This window comes from Sulfurifustis variabilis, assembly GCF_002355415.1.
In the GTDB taxonomy this organism is placed as follows: Bacteria; Pseudomonadota; Gammaproteobacteria; order Acidiferrobacterales; family Sulfurifustaceae; genus Sulfurifustis; species Sulfurifustis variabilis.
This window is the reverse complement of record NZ_AP014936.1, coordinates 1,992,507-2,006,803: the sequence shown is the minus strand read 5'-3', so window position 1 is coordinate 2,006,803 and position 14,297 is coordinate 1,992,507. Positions and strand designations below refer to the sequence as shown.

The window sequence follows — 14,297 nt, the reverse complement described above, 5'->3', positions numbered from 1 at the left end:
CGGTAGCCGCGGTCGCATAGCCCCCATGGCCCACCGGTCGGAAAAGCACGCAACGTCGGCTGACAGTGAGCGACCAAGCGGCTAATAGATTAAGGAATGGACGAGGCCGCATCCGGTTCCGCGATGTGAAACGCGACGTCCGCCAATAAAGGGAGAACTGAGATGCTCATCCTGACCCGACGGATCGGAGAGACGGTGGTGATCGGAGACGACATTGAAGTTACGGTCCTCGGCGTAAAAGGCATGCAGGTGCGGGTGGGCATCAGCGCGCCCAGGAATGTGGCCGTGCACAGGGAAGAGATCTACCGCCGAATTCGCGAGGCGGCGGCTCCGGGGGCCCCGCCACGCGAACGGAAGGTGCAACGGTAGCGGTTCGAGACTCACGACGAGGGGCGGTTCCTTCCCTTCGTCCCCTCCGGCGGCTGCGCTCGGCGGTTCGACGCGTCCTTTGCCGGTCAATGGCGTGCGGGTTTACTATTTATTTAGTTAATCCTCTCCCCCCGGGCACATGGCCGCACAGCGTGCGCTCTACTACAAGCGGAACAGGCTCAAGCAGTTGCGCGCCTTCTGCCATGCGGCCCGAACGGGAAGCATTTCGGCAGCCGCGGAAGCCCTGTTTCTCAGTCAACCCTCGGTGTCTCTCCAGGTTCAGGCGCTCGAACGAGAACTCGGGACGCAACTCTTCGAAAGGAGGGGGCCGCAGATCAAGCTGACGCCGGATGGCGAGCGGCTGTACGAGCTTTCGCATCCGCTGGTGGAGGGAATCGACAAGCTGGGCGAGACGTTCGCGGCACATTCCGGCAAGCTCGAACGGGGCGAGCTGAATATCGCGGCCGGCGAGTCGACCATCCTGTATATCCTTCCGGAACCCATCAAACGCTTCGCGCAGTCCTATCCCGGCGTGCGGCTAAAGCTGCACAACGTGACGGGGCGAGACGGGCTGGCGATGCTGCGTTCCGATACCGCGGACTTCGCCGTCGGCTCGATGCTCGAGGTGCCGGATGACATCGTGTACCACCCGGTCGTGAGCTTTCAGCCCACGCTCATAACGCCTCCCGACCATCCCCTTGCCCGCAAGAAGGGGGTGACGCTGGAGGACATCAGTCCTCACGGATTGATTCTTCCGCCACGGCACCTGAGCACCTGGGCCATCGTCGACCTGGTGTTCAGACAACACAACCTGGGATACCGCGTCGCGCTCGAGGCCGGAGGGTGGGAAGTGATCAAGAAGTACGTCGAGATCGGGCTCGGGATCGCGATCGTGACGGACGTCTGCCTGACCGGCAGCGAGCGTGTGGCGCGCATTCCGCTGAGCCGGTACTTTCCCAAACGGACCTACGGCGTCGTATTCCGCAAAGGGAAGTTCCTGGCGCCGCCGGCGGCTCGTTTCATCGAGATGCTGGAAGGCCTCTACGCGGAGCGCGGAAGCCGGATAGAGGACGGCGATGTGTCGCTCGAAAAGCTGCGCGGCCTGATGCGGCGAACAGAGAGCCGAAAAGCGGTCGGCGGCAGGGTCGCGAAGAACCGCAAGCGCGTGCCGGGCCGGATCGGAAAATAGAGGCCCGGAAACCGACGAGGACATTGCATCGCGTGAAGTGAAGGACTCGATGGCGAGTGCCCGACAAAAGCGCTAGCATCGAGGCACTCTTGAACAGCACGGAGGCGAGGAGAGGTCGCCATGGCAGCGAAGCGAAAGAAGAAGACAGCCGCCCGCACGGGCACACGCACCAAAAAGAAGACCAGGGCGATGCCACGGACGAGGACGAAGTCGAAGGCGAGGCCCAAGGCGAAGGCGAGAACGAAAGCGAAGCGGACCGCCGTTTCGAGGCGGGCGAGCGCTGCGGGAAAGCGACGCACGTCCCCGAAGACGAAGAAGGTTGCGCGCGTGACCGCTCAGAACGTGACGCCGGAGGAAGCCGAGTTCATTCAAGAGCACGCCGACGCGTTGTCGAGGACGACGAAGAGCGCGAAATGGGTGCATTCCGCCGACGAGCACGAGGATCGAGCCGGTCAGTCGCTCGCGACGCGCAGCCACGAAGTGATCCAGCGCTGGGCGGAGGCCCGGGGTGCGAAGCCGGCGACCATCGAGGGTACGGAACACGGCGATCGCGCGGGCGTGCTCCGATTCAACTTTCCCGGTTATGCCGGCGGCGGCCAGTTGAAGGAGATAGACTGGGACCGATGGTTCAAGACGTTCGACGACCGCGGTCTCGTTTTTCTCTTTCAGGAGCACAAGCGCGACGGGAAGCAGAGCAACTTTTTCCAGTTGGACAGTCCTGAGCGCGAGCGCGGTTAGGCAGTCCGCCGAGCCGCTCACTCATACTTTCGCCGGCGGTGACAGCTGATTGCGGCTGGCCGCAGTGGCGGCGCTCTGGGTCATTCCGGGGCCCTCCCGGCGACCGAATACAAGGCCGGGTGCCGCCGGGCAGCCGCTTCCGGCAGCTTTTCGCGTCCGTCGTTGCGCCCGCCTGTGATAGACCGGGTAGACTGGCCTATTCCTATTGAGGTATTCCGAAACCGGCGCGCTTGGGGGAGCATCTAGCCGGGCAAAAAGCATAAGAAAACACTCCTAAGTCCAACCAGAAGTAATTGATCCGTCTATGGATTTCTTACCCATATTCATGAATCTGCGCGGCCGGTCCTGCGTCCTCGTCGGCGGGGGTGAGGTAGCGGCGCGAAAGGTCGCGCTGCTGCTGGAAGCCGGGGCGAAAGTCACGGTAGTGGCGCCGGCGTTGGGACCGACCCTCAGGAACTTCGTCACCGGGCGGAAAGTGGATCACCGACCCGAGCTCTTCCGCGAGGACGTGCTCGAGGGGGCGGCGCTCGCGTTCGCTGCCACCGACGACGGCGAGGTGAACCGGCGGGTCCACGACGCGGCCCTGGCCCGCGGGATCCCGGTCAACGTCGTCGATCAACCGGCGCTCTGCACCTTCATCATGCCCTCGATCATCGACCGCTCGCCGGTGGTCGCCGCCGTGTCCACGGGTGGCGCCTCGCCCGTGCTCGCGCGGCTGATCCGGGCCCGGCTGGAGACGCTCGTGCCGGCCGGCTACGGGCGACTCGCGAGGCTCGTCACCGAGTTCCGCGATCGGGTGAAGAAACACTTCAAGCATCCGCCGCAACGCCGGCGGTTCTGGGAAGACGTGCTGGACGGCCCGATCGCGGAGCAGGTGTACTCCGGCCAGGAGGACGCCGCACGCAGCGCGCTCCAGAGGAAGCTCGAGGCGACGGACGGAGACGCGGCCCCGCAAGGCGTCGTCTACCTCGTCGGGGGCGGCCCGGGCGATCCGGACCTGCTCACGTTTCGAGCCCTGCGCCTGATGCAGCAGGCGGACGTCGTGGTGCACGATCGCCTGGTTTCGCAGGGGGTGCTCGATCTCGTGCGTCGGGATGCGGAACGCATCTACGCCGGCAAGGAACGCGACAACCACGCCATCCCGCAGGAAGACATCAACAAGCTGCTGGTGCGGCTGGCCAAGGAGGGCAAGCGGGTGGTCCGGCTCAAGGGGGGCGACCCGTTCATCTTCGGGCGCGGAGGCGAGGAGATCGAGACGCTGGCCCAGGAGGGCGTGCCGTTCCAGGTGGTGCCCGGCATCACGGCCGCCGCCGGCTGCGCGTCCTATGCCGGCATTCCCCTCACGCACCGCGACTATGCGCAGTCGGTGGTGTTCGCGACCGGACACCTGAGGGACGGCAGCCTCAATTTGAACTGGAAGGCGCTGGTCCAGCCGCGGCAGACCATCGTGTTCTACATGGGCCTGCACGGCGTGCGCGAGATATGCCGGGAGCTGGCGAACCACGGTCTTCCGGCGAAGACCGCGGCGGCGCTGATCCAGCAGGGAACGACGCGGAACCAGAGGGTCTACACGGGCAACCTGGAAACGCTGCCCGACATCGTCGAACACAGCCAGGTACGGGCGCCGACGCTCATCATCGTGGGCGACGTCGTCCGCTTGCGCGAAAAGCTGGCCTGGTTCGAGCCTACCCCGGTCAACTGACTCCGTCGCCGTTGTTCTTGCCCGGCGCCCGGCCCAGGCCGTGCTCGACGGCGAGGACGGCGGCCTCGACCCGCGAGTGCACGCCGAGCTTGCGCAGGATCGATTTCACGTGGAGTTTCACCGTGCCGTCCGTGATGTTCAGGACACGCGCGATCATCTTGTTGCTCTGACCCCCGGCCACGTGCGTGAGTATCTCCTGTTCGCGCGGGGTGAGCTCGCTGAACAGGCCCGCCGCGGGACGTTCCGCCGCGGGCTCCGTGGTCTGGCCCTTGACGAGCCGCGCGAGCGTTCCGACCATCTCCTTCGCCACCACGTTGTCACCGCGCACCGCGGCCTCGAGCGCCGGGACCAGGTCTTCGGGGTCCATGTCCTTCAGGAGGTACCCCTGGGCACCGCCCTGCAAAGCCGCCTGGAGATCGGTATCCTCGCGGCTCATCGTGAGCATCAGAACGGGGCACTTCACGCCGTTCTCCCTCAGCTGGTTCAGGGTCTCGATGCCGTTCATGCCGGGCATCTTGACGTCGAGCAGCGTGATGTCGGGGGCGAGGGCGAGCGCCTGCCTTACCCCCTCGGCGCCGGTCCCCACGGAGGCGACCACTTCCACGCCGCGGCTCGTCAGGAGCTCTTCCATGCCCTTGCGGACCAGGGCGTGATCGTCGATCAGGAGGACCCGCATTACGCTCCCTGCGCCCGCATGCGGGTCGCGGGCCGCGGGTCGAAGGCGAGCAGGATGCGGGTGCCTTCGCCGGGCTCGCTCTCGATGGTCAGCTCGCCTGCCAGGCTTGCCGCCCGCTCGCGCATGATCGAAAGGCCCAGGTGCTCGCCGGGCATCCCGGGCTCGGTCGGTGCCAGCCCCCGGCCGTCGTCCTCGATGAGCACGTAGTATCGACCGGTGTTGTCCTGATTCAGCAGGATGCGCGCGTTGCGCGCCTCGCTGTGCTTGCGGATGTTGGCCAGCGCCTCCTGCACGATGCGAAACACCTGGATCTCCTGTGTGGGGGACAGCGCGAGGTCGGGGCACTGGTTCTGAAAGAACACCGCGATACCCGTTTCCTCGTTGAAACGGTCGATCATGTTGGTGATGGCCGGAACGAGTCCGCCTTCGTCGAGCTTGAAGCGGAAATTGGAGAGCAGCTCGCGCAGGCTCGCGTGCGCCTCTTCGACCGCGCCGCGCAGACGATTCACTTCGTTCTGCGCGGTCCGCAGGTCCTTGCGGTAGAGCGTTTCGCCGAGCATCTTCACCTGCAGTCGCATGCCCACCAGCGACTGAGCCAGCGAGTCGTGCAGCTCGTTTCCGAGCGTCTGGCGTTCCTCCATGATCGCGAGCCGCCGCGCGTCGTTGTCGAGCCGCGCCTTCTCGATCGCGAGCCCCAGGTGCTTGCCGATGGAGCCGAGGAGATCGTGCGCGTCCTCGCCGAGCGCGGAGACCGGTTTGTCGAGGAAGAGGTTGTAGACGCCGAGGATGCGCCCCTGGTACTGAATGGGGATCACCACGAATTCGCTGCAGTCGCGGTCCAGATAGGGGCGTCCGAGCAGCTTCGCGCAGCCCTCGGTGCCGCGCTGGATGTGTATCTCGCCGTCGGTCGATGCCCAACCGCACTGGCAGCGATCGACCTCCATGCTCCTGTCGCGCTCCACCGTCTCGGGCGGGAGCCCGCGACTCGCGATGAGTCGCGTTCGGTGACGGTTCTCGCCGTCGAGCAGGCGCACGCTTCCGGCGCGGGCGTCGACGAGGTCCATCAGGATCTCGAGAAAACCTTCGAGCAGCTTGTCGAGGTTCGCCGACTGGTTGAGGCTGGTCGCGACGTCGTACAGGATATCCAGCGACTGCGTCTTGCGCGCGAGGCGTACGGTCTGGTTCCGCACCTGGGCATTCATCTGCCGGGTGAGCGAATTGAGCTCGGCCCCCAGCCGGTTGATATCGCGCGCAAGCTCGCTGAACTCCCCGTGCGCCGGTACCGGAATCTGTGCGGTGAGATTGCCGCCGCGCATGCGCGCCGCCCAGTTCCGGAGATGAGCCAGGGGCTCGATGAGGCGCGTGTTGACCCGGAGCACCAGGACCGCGACCGCGCCGAGAAGCAGGAGGAGCAGGAGCAGCCGTATCGCGTACACCGGGGCGGTCGGGCCGGTCCAGAGCGTGGCGAAAGCGAGGGCGACAAAAAGGGCGGCAATGAAGAGGATCGGGCGCCCGAGCTCGCGACGAATGAGCGCGTACGATTTCAGCCGCCACCCGTTGGCGGGCGGGATCCGCCAGGGAGACAACCGATCCGGCTCGGAAGCGGACTTTTTGTCGACGTGGTTCATCCCGGTTCCCGGACGGCGAGGCCACCGCCCAAGTAAGGCTTTAAATCATAACAGAATAGCCCGGCGAATGGCCGAGCGGCGCGCCGGGTCTTTCGGTTCAAGCGGGCAGCGGCGGCTTGTGCTGGGGGTCGTTCGGGTTGATGAAGATGAAATGAAATTCGCCGGGGTTGAGCTCGACGTAGTCGAGCGTCGCGCCCGTGAGCAGGTCCTTGCTGGCACCCGAGATCACGACCTCGACGCCGTCGGAAGTGATCCGCGTGTCGTCGTCGCGGCGCTGGTCGTCGAATCCCATCCCGTAATCGATCGACCCGTCGTCGAGGCGGCGCGCGGCGATGCGCAGGGCGAGACCCTTGGCGTCGGACTGCTCGGCCGAACGGCGGATCTGATCTGCGGCCTGGGGGGTAATGGTGATCATCCGAATCTCCTCTCTTCAGGGCGCCGCGAGGCGCGTGGCCCGGTCTTTGCGCTTGGCGCGAATGAAGTCGACAAAGCGGGTGGCCCAGGGGTTCGATTCCAGGTGACGCATGTGCGCATAGCAGGCGAGCACGTTCCGGTACACGATGCCGTCGCGCTTGCCGTCGACACCGCTTCCCCGCAGGACCTCGTAAGCGTAGGTCAGGCCCGGGTCCACGTTTTCCAGCCCCGAGTAGTGAAACTCGTGAGCACGCACCTCCCCAATTGAACCGACCCACGGGTTTTCACCGGTGTCGCGCAGCAGCACGTAGCCTCGGCCCTGCGGCCGGTCGTGCATCACCGTATCGGCCGGTATCGCCCCGACCATCTCGCATCGTCGACCTTTCCAGGCGATGCTGCGCGAAAGATACATAAGTCCGCCGCACTCGGCGTACACCGGCAGCCCGTGCTCGATGGCGTCCCGTATCTCCCGGCGCAGCGATACGTTGTCCTCGAGCGCCTCCATTTGAACCTCCGGGAAACCGCCGCCGATGAAGAGGCCGTCCACGTCCGGCAGATGCGCATCGCGGAGGGTGTCGATGCGCACGAGCTCGGCGCCGGCGCCCCGCAGCGCTTCGAGGTCGCCCGGATAATAGAACGCGAACGCCGCGTCCCGCGCAACACCCAGTCTCACCGGGGGGTGCTCGCGTTCCCGGGAAGGATGGGGTCCCCCGGACGCGGGCGGACCTTCTCGCGTTCCCTGAAGGGAGTCGGTCTCGTCGTCCCGTGAAGAAGCCCGAGGAAGCGGCGGCGCCGCCCGAGCGACGTCGATCACGCGGTCGAGATCGACGGAGTCGGCGATCACCTTCGCAATCGATTCGATGCGCTCGCGGGGCTCGCGGGCTTCGTTGCTCGGGACGAGTCCCAGGTGACGCTCGACGATGGTCAGGCGGTCGTCGTGGTGCACGGCGCCGAGCACCGGAACGTCGGTGTAGTGCTCGATGACGGCGCGCAGCTTCGCCTCGTGTCGAGAGCCGCCGAGCTGATTCAGGATGACGCCCGCGATGCGGACGGCGCGATCGAACGCCTGGTAGCCGAGAATGAGGGGCGCGATGCCCCGCGTCATGCCCCGCGCGTCGATGACCAGCACGACGGGGGCGTCGAGCAGGCGTGCCAATGCCGCGTTGCTGTTGCTGCCCTCGAGATCCAGGCCGTCGTAGAGCCCCTTGTTCCCTTCGATGAGACTGAGGTCGCTGCCGGCCGCGCGCCGTCCGACGGTGGCGAGGATCTCGCGGTCGGTCATCAGGTAGAAGTCGAGGTTATGACAATCGCGGCCGCTCGCGGCCGCGAGCCACATCGGGTCGATGTAGTCGGGCCCTTTCTTGAAGGGTTGCACGACCTGCCCGCGCCGGCGCAGCGCCGCGCAGAGCCCGAGGGTGACGGTGGTTTTACCCGAGGACTTGTGGGCGGCCGAGACGAGGAGGCGGTTCACGGGCACCTCCAGAGAATGAGATAGGAAAACCGCAGCGCACAGGGAAGGCAGCGGGTTTACCCCGTGCCCTCCCGGCGGTTTGCTTCTTCCGGCTATGCCGCCGCCGCGAGCTTCTCGGGCTCCGAGGCCCGGGAAGCGGGATGCGGGTCGACGCTGCCGTCCGCGAGGCTTTCGGGGAGGAACGGCAGCACCTTCACCGCGAAGGCGGTCGCCACCAGAGCGATTCCGACGCCCCCGATGCCGAGCAGGACCTCGGGCAGGCTCGGCGTATAGGAAGCGACGACTCCGTCGAAGAAACTGCTGCTGACCTCTTTACCCGGGAAGATCGCGAGCGGATAGGCCTGACCGCCGATGATGATGACGTACATCAGGGCGAGACCGCCCAGGACCACGAGCACGGCGCCGAGCGCGATCATCGCCCGCGACTTGCCGAGGCGCGGGTGCCAGAAAAGCAGCAGCGGGAGGAGGCCGCCGAGCAGCACCTGGCCGATCCAGAACATACGGGTGTAAATGCCGCCGTCGAGCAGAAGGAACCGTTCGATCCCGTGCCGCTCGGTGATGTACAGGTTGGTCAGGTGGTACACGAGCAGGAAGTAGAGCACCGACGCGACGAACACGCCCAGAAGGTTCTTGAGCCGCGCGACCACGGTGTCCCCGAGCGGTCTCCCGGTCCAGCGGTACGCGGCGAGGAGCACGAGCAGGAAGATCGCCAGACCGAAGGAGAACGACAGGATGATGAACATCGGGGCGAGGAGGGCGGTGTCGTAGGCCTCGCGGGCGACTAGGAAGCCGAAGATGGAGCCGGTACCGGTGGTGAGGATAAGGCGCCAGACGAACGCGAAGACCCCGACGGGCTTGCTGTACTCGTTCATGCGCCGCTCGAACATCATCCAGAGGTACACCGCGACCACCGCGAAGAAGCCGGTATACAGAAAAATGTTCCAGGCGAAGATCGATTTGAAGTTGTAATAGGTCATCGCGACGATCAGCCGATCCGGCCGGCCGAGGTCGAGGACCAGGACCGCGAGACCGCCGGCGAGGAGCGCCAGGGCGAGCAGGCCGGAAAGCCGTGCGAGCGGCTTGTACATCGCGCGACCGAAGACCGAGGCGATCGAGGCGACATTGAGCGCGCCGGACGCGGCGACGATCAGGAACACTGCAAACACGTGCGGCGTGCCCCAGACCACCTGATTGTTCATTCCGGTCACCACGTGGCCGTGGTGCTCCATGTACCAGGCCGCGCCGAGTCCGACGAGCACGATGCCGCCGAGCAGGGCGAGGAGGGCGTAGAAGCCGGGGCTCCGGCCTTCGATGGTGCGATAGCGGATGGTTGCCATGGTTCGTCGTCAGGAGAGGCCGCGGTAACGCACGCCGGTGTTGAGCTCGAGATCGGGACGCAGCTGCGCGGACGGGCCGTCGGCCAGCGCCTTGCGGATGTCGCTCGCACCGTCGTTGAGATCGCCGAAGACCATCGCCTTGTTGCCGTCCTTGTTGCACGCCTCCACGCACGCGGGGATGCGGCCCGCATCGACGCGGTGCACGCACAGCGTGCAGGACTCGACGGTGCCCTTGCCGCGCGGTGCGTGGTGCTTCTGGTCGGTGACATCCTCGTGCACGAACGAGCGAGCCTTGTAGGGGCAGGCCATCATGCAGTAGCGGCAGCCGATGCAGATGTGCTTGTCGACCAGCACGATGCCGTCGGCCCGCTTGAACGAGGCGCCGGTAGGGCAGACGTCCACGCAGGGCGGCTTCTCGCAGTGCTGGCAGAGCATCGGCAGCGTCTGCACGTATCCCGTCTGCTTGTCCTTGAGCGTGACCTTGCGGATCCATTGGGGGTCGGTCTCCGGCCGCTCGGGCAGCTTCCAGCCGTTTTCGGAGCTGCACGCAGTCACGCAGACGTCGCAGTCGTTGCACTTGCCGGTATCGATCAGAAGCCCCCAGCGGTTGATCGCCGTGACGGCTTCTTCCGGCGAGCGCGCCTGAACGAGGTCGATCAGACGGAGCCCGGGAGCGAGCGCGCCGGCGGCGGTGACGCCGGCGGCGACACCCAGAAACTCGCGGCGCGTGAGGCTCACGGGCGCACCTCCGCCGCGTCCACCATGGCCTTGAGATCGACGGGGCCGCGGCCGGTCACCTTGGCATCCGGCTCACGCTTGTGGGTGTGGCAGCCGAAACAATCGATCTTGACGGCCGCGTAGGTGTGGCAGGTCTGGCAGAACCCGTTCTCCCCGAGCACGCTGCCGGTCTCCGGATCCGCATGGCAGTTGATGCAGCCTTTCAGGCTGTGCTTCGTCGTGCGAATACCCCTGTGCATGGTCTCGTCCCGCTGGTGCAGGATGTACTTCATGTGGTTCCGGCGCATTTCGTCCGTCGGCTCCACGCACTGGTCCCCCTGCACGATGTTCACGTCGGGCACCGGGACTCGCGCGGGCTTCTTGTCCTCGTATCCCGCCGCCGCGACGGCGACCGCCGCGGCCAGGCTCCCCGCGACGATCACGCCGACCCATGCCCACCTGCGCTTGTTTCTCATCTACTCAGCACTCGGCACTGCAGTTTAGTGGTCGCCCATGCCCATCTTGATATAGCCGGTCGGGCAGACGTCCGCGCAGATGTGGCAGCCGATGCACAGGTCGTAGTCGGTGTAGACGTAGCGGCCCATGGTGGATTCCGACTTCGGCGTGCGCTTGACCGCCGTCTGCGGGCAGTAGATCACGCAGTTGTCGCACTCGAAGCACAGGCCGCAGCTCATGCAGCGCTTGGCCTCGGCGATCGCCTGCGGCTCGGCCAGCCCGATCACGCGCTCCTCGAAGTGTCCGAGCACCTCCTCGGCGCTCGGAACCTTTTCCTCGCGCTTGTTGCGCGGCTCGTAGGCGAAGTGTCCGAGGAACAACTCGTTCGACTGGCACACTTCGGACGAGGCGCGGTCCTCGAAGTTGTGGATCGCGTAGCCGCCGACGGCCTTTCCGGCCTCCGAGGTGCCGCGCAAGCCCTGGTCGATCGGGCGCGGGCCCATCTCCTCGGACGGCCGGAACTCCTTCGGCTGCAGGTTGACCTCGCGCAGCTTGTCGAGGAGGTTGAAGTGATGCACGTCGACCTTCGGCCGCTTGGCGAACTCCTGGTGCCGGAAGTACTGGTCGATCGTATCGGCGGCAACCGACGCCTGGCCGATGACCGTCGTCAGCAGGTGCGGACGGATGATGTCGCCCGCGGCGAAGTACTTCGGCTTGTTCGGAACCTGGTAGAACTTGTCCGCCGCAATCAGACCCTTGCCGTTGTTGAACGGCTCGAGCCCCTGGAAGTCGCCGGCCTGACCGATGGCGGCGACGATGAGATCGGCTTCGAGCACCTGCTCGGTGCCGGGCTTCGGCTCGGGCTTGCCTTTCGAGTAGTCGAGCTCGATGACCTTCAGCGCGGTGGCGCGGCCGTTCGCGTCCTTGATCACCTCCACCGGCTGGAGGGCGCCCCGGATCTTGACGCCTTCGCGGATGGCGTCGTCGATCTCGTGCTTCGCGGCATTCATCTTCTCGATCGGCTGACGGGAGATGAGCATGACATCGGCGCCTTGCTTGGCCGCAGCCTTCGCCGCGTCGTGCGCGGCGTAGCCCAGCACCACGTTCTCGGGCCGTTCGGCCTCGCCGACCTCGGAGACGTAGCCGAGGCGGCGCGCCACCGACACCACGTCGATCGAGGTGTCGCCGCCGCCGATCACGAGCACGCGGTTCGAGACGAAGCGGAGGCGGCCCTGGTTGAAGGCCTCGAGGAAGGCGACGCCGGTGACGCAGTTCGGGGCGTCGGCGCCAGGGACCGGGAGCGCCCGGCCGCTCTGGGCTCCGATCGCGAACAGGATCGCGTCGTAGTTCTTCTCGAGCTCCTCGAGCTTCACGTCGGTGCCGACGCGCGTGTTCAGTCGCACCTCGACGCCCATCTCGACGATCCGGTTGATCTCGCCGTCGAGCACGTCACGCGGCATGCGGTAGCCCGGAATGCCGTAGCGCATCATTCCGCCCAGACCTTCGTACTTCTCGAAAATGGTGACCGCGTGGCCCTTGCGGCGCAGCTGGTAGGCCGCCGCGAGGCCGGCCGGTCCGCCGCCGATGACGGCGACCTTCTTTCCGGACTCCTGCTCCGCGGCCTTGAAGGCGTACTTGCTGCTGAGGGCCGTGTCGCCGATGTACTGCTCGACCGAGTTGATGCCGACGAACTCCTCGACCGCGTTGCGGTTGCAGCCGGTCTGGCAGGGCGCCGGGCACACGCGACCCATCACGGAAGGGAAGGGGTTCGCGTCGGTCAGGCGACGGAACGCGTACTCCTGCATGGCCGTGCCCTTTGCCGGCTTCTCGATGCCCCGCACGATGTTGAGCCAGCCGCGGATGTCCTCGCCCGAGGGGCAGCTCGCCTGGCAGGGCGGCGTCTTGTGCACGTAGGTCGGGCACTTGTCGGTCTCGTCCGCGGTGAAGATCTGCTCCTGATAGGAACGCCAACGGTGCTCGCCGTCCTTGAACTTGCGGAACGTGTGACCCGGCTTCGTGTTTACCTTATTTGCGGGAGCTGACATCGAGGGATCTCCTGTAAACGCGTTGTACCGCCTGTGTCGTAATCGTGTCCTGGGCCGTCACTCGTTGACCGGTCCCAAACGGATTGCCTTGCTGACCAGCCCGTGGACGCTCTGGATCATGTCCATGGGGAACTCGTAGTAGGGCAGGATCTTCGTGAACTGCGCCTTGCAGATCGCGCAGATCGCCGCGATGTGGGTCACCCCGTGCTGCTCGACGACCTCCCGCAGGGCCTGCATGCGCGGCATCGCGCCCTTCACGCGAACCTCCATGAGCTCGTCGGTGAGCAGCCCGCCCCCGCCGCCGCAGCAGAAGGTCGCCTCGCCGATGGTCTCCGGCGCCATGTCGACGAACTTGTTCACGGATGCCTGCACCACCGCGCGCGGAATGATGAACTGCCCGCCCGGCATGTCGCCCATGCGCGAGGCGCGCGCGACGTTGCACGAGTCGTGGAAGGTCACGACCTTGTCGTCGTTCGCGCTCTTGTCGAACCTGAGCGCGCCGCGCTGGATGAGGTCGTAGGTGAACTCGCAGATGTGCTGCGGCACCGGATAGCGGCGATCGAGGAAATCGAACGGCCCGATCAGGGTGTTCCAGAAGGAGTAGGCGACGCGCCACGCGTGGCCGCACTCGCCGACGATGATGCGCTTCACGCCGAGGTCGAGCGCCGCCTCGCGGATGCGCATGGCCTGCTTCTTGAGGTTGGCGTGCGACCCGATGAACATCGAGAAGTTGGCGGCCTCGGAGGCGTGCGAGGACAGCGTCCAGGAGATACCGGCGGCATGGAATACCTTGCCGTAACCGATCAGCCCGTCGACGTGCGGCTCCGCGAAGAAGTCGGCGGACGGCGTGATGAGCAGCACATCGGCGCCCTTGACGTCGAGCGGGTACTTCACGTCCACCCCCGTCTCGTCCTTCACGTCCTCTTCGAGACCTTCAAGCGTGTCGGCCAGGGCCGGCTCGGGCAGGCCGAGGTTGTTGCCGATGCGATGGACCTTGCCGATGATCTCGTTGGAGTACTTTTGGCCGACGCCGACGGCGTCCATGATGTCGCGTGCCGCCATCGAGATCTCGGCGGTGTCGATACCGTAGGGGCAGAAGACCGAGCACCGGCGGCATTGCGAGCATTGGTGGTAGTAGTTGTACCACTCGTCCAGCACGTCCTTCGTCATGTCGCGCGCGCCGACGAGCTTCGGAAAGAGCTTGCCGGCGGTCGTGTAGTAGCGGCGGTAGACGCTGCGCAGCAGGTCCTGGCGCGCCACCGGCATGTTCTTCGGATCGGAGGTGCCGAGATAGTAATGGCACTTGTCGGTGCAGGCGCCGCACTTGACGCACGAGTCGAGGAACACCTGCAGGGCGCGGGACTTCGAGACCAGGTCGCCGAGCTTCATGACGGCGACCTGCTCCCAGTTCTCGACGAGCTCGCCGGGGAAGCCGAGCGCGGTATTGTGCTCGGGTTTGGCGGCGTACGACTTCGATTCCGCCATCGCGCCCGGATGGACGTGCGGGATCTCGATGTACTCCTTCAGGGTCGGGGTTTCGAATTTAGCCGCCATG

Annotated in this window: 13 protein-coding genes; 4 read left to right on the top strand and 9 right to left on the bottom strand. The window is 65.9% G+C overall.

From position 1 onward, the window contains the following. Positions 1 to 162 precede the first annotated feature (162 nt). From csrA to cysG, 4 genes are all read left to right on the top strand, one after another. Positions 163 to 369, top strand: a complete 207-nt coding sequence (gene csrA, locus SVA_RS09660) for a carbon storage regulator CsrA (RefSeq protein ID WP_096461028.1) — start codon at positions 163 to 165, stop codon at positions 367 to 369. A gap of 139 nt (positions 370 to 508) precedes the next feature. Beyond that, positions 509 to 1,558: a LysR family transcriptional regulator gene (locus SVA_RS09655; RefSeq protein ID WP_096461027.1), complete on the top strand. Its 1,050-nt coding sequence runs from the start codon at positions 509 to 511 to the stop codon at positions 1,556 to 1,558. A gap of 327 nt (positions 1,559 to 1,885) precedes the next feature. Then, positions 1,886 to 2,296 carry a hypothetical protein gene (locus SVA_RS09650; RefSeq protein ID WP_148665433.1) on the top strand — a complete coding sequence of 137 codons (411 nt, stop codon included), beginning with the start codon at positions 1,886 to 1,888 and terminating at the stop codon, positions 2,294 to 2,296. Between the two features lie 304 nt (positions 2,297 to 2,600). After that, positions 2,601 to 3,998 (top strand): siroheme synthase CysG, encoded by a 1,398-nt coding sequence (gene cysG, locus SVA_RS09645; protein WP_096461025.1) that lies wholly within the window; start codon positions 2,601 to 2,603, stop codon positions 3,996 to 3,998. On the opposite strand, the gene SVA_RS09640 is transcribed toward cysG, so the two are convergent. The 9 genes from SVA_RS09640 to dsrK all read right to left on the bottom strand — a co-directional run bounded on the left by SVA_RS09640 (position 3,991) and on the right by dsrK (position 14,296). Next, positions 3,991 to 4,674 (bottom strand): response regulator, encoded by a 684-nt coding sequence (locus tag SVA_RS09640; protein WP_096461024.1) that lies wholly within the window; start codon positions 4,672 to 4,674, stop codon positions 3,991 to 3,993. The two genes, cysG and SVA_RS09640, sit on opposite strands and share 8 nt — an antisense overlap. Further along, positions 4,674 to 6,302: an ATP-binding protein gene (locus SVA_RS09635; RefSeq protein WP_096461023.1), complete on the bottom strand. Its 1,629-nt coding sequence runs from the start codon at positions 6,300 to 6,302 to the stop codon at positions 4,674 to 4,676. The genes SVA_RS09640 and SVA_RS09635 overlap by 1 nt, the downstream gene beginning before the upstream one ends. 97 nt (positions 6,303 to 6,399) lie before the next feature. Beyond that, entirely contained in the window at positions 6,400 to 6,717 is a 318-nt protein-coding gene (locus SVA_RS09630) for a HesB/IscA family protein (protein WP_096461022.1), read from the bottom strand. 15 nt (positions 6,718 to 6,732) lie between these two features. Next, entirely contained in the window at positions 6,733 to 8,187 is a 1,455-nt protein-coding gene (locus SVA_RS09625) for a cobyrinic acid a,c-diamide synthase CobB (RefSeq protein ID WP_096461021.1), read from the bottom strand. A gap of 92 nt (positions 8,188 to 8,279) precedes the next feature. Then, on the bottom strand, positions 8,280 to 9,524 hold the full coding sequence (gene nrfD / locus SVA_RS09620) for an NrfD/PsrC family molybdoenzyme membrane anchor subunit (RefSeq protein WP_096461020.1): 1,245 nt from the start codon (positions 9,522 to 9,524) through the stop codon (positions 8,280 to 8,282). Positions 9,525 to 9,533: 9 nt separating this feature from the next. Beyond that, entirely contained in the window at positions 9,534 to 10,262 is a 729-nt protein-coding gene (gene dsrO, locus SVA_RS09615) for a sulfate reduction electron transfer complex DsrMKJOP subunit DsrO (RefSeq protein ID WP_096461019.1), read from the bottom strand. Next, positions 10,259 to 10,717, bottom strand: coding sequence for a hypothetical protein (locus tag SVA_RS09610; protein WP_096461018.1), 459 nt, complete (start codon positions 10,715 to 10,717; stop codon positions 10,259 to 10,261). The genes dsrO and SVA_RS09610 overlap by 4 nt, the downstream gene beginning before the upstream one ends. Before the next feature lie 24 nt (positions 10,718 to 10,741). Further along, positions 10,742 to 12,742, bottom strand: a complete 2,001-nt coding sequence (locus SVA_RS09605) for an NAD(P)-binding protein (protein WP_096461017.1) — start codon at positions 12,740 to 12,742, stop codon at positions 10,742 to 10,744. A gap of 57 nt (positions 12,743 to 12,799) precedes the next feature. Further along, entirely contained in the window at positions 12,800 to 14,296 is a 1,497-nt protein-coding gene (gene dsrK / locus SVA_RS09600; protein ID WP_096461016.1) for a sulfate reduction electron transfer complex DsrMKJOP subunit DsrK, read from the bottom strand. Between the last annotated feature and the right edge of the window lies 1 nt (position 14,297).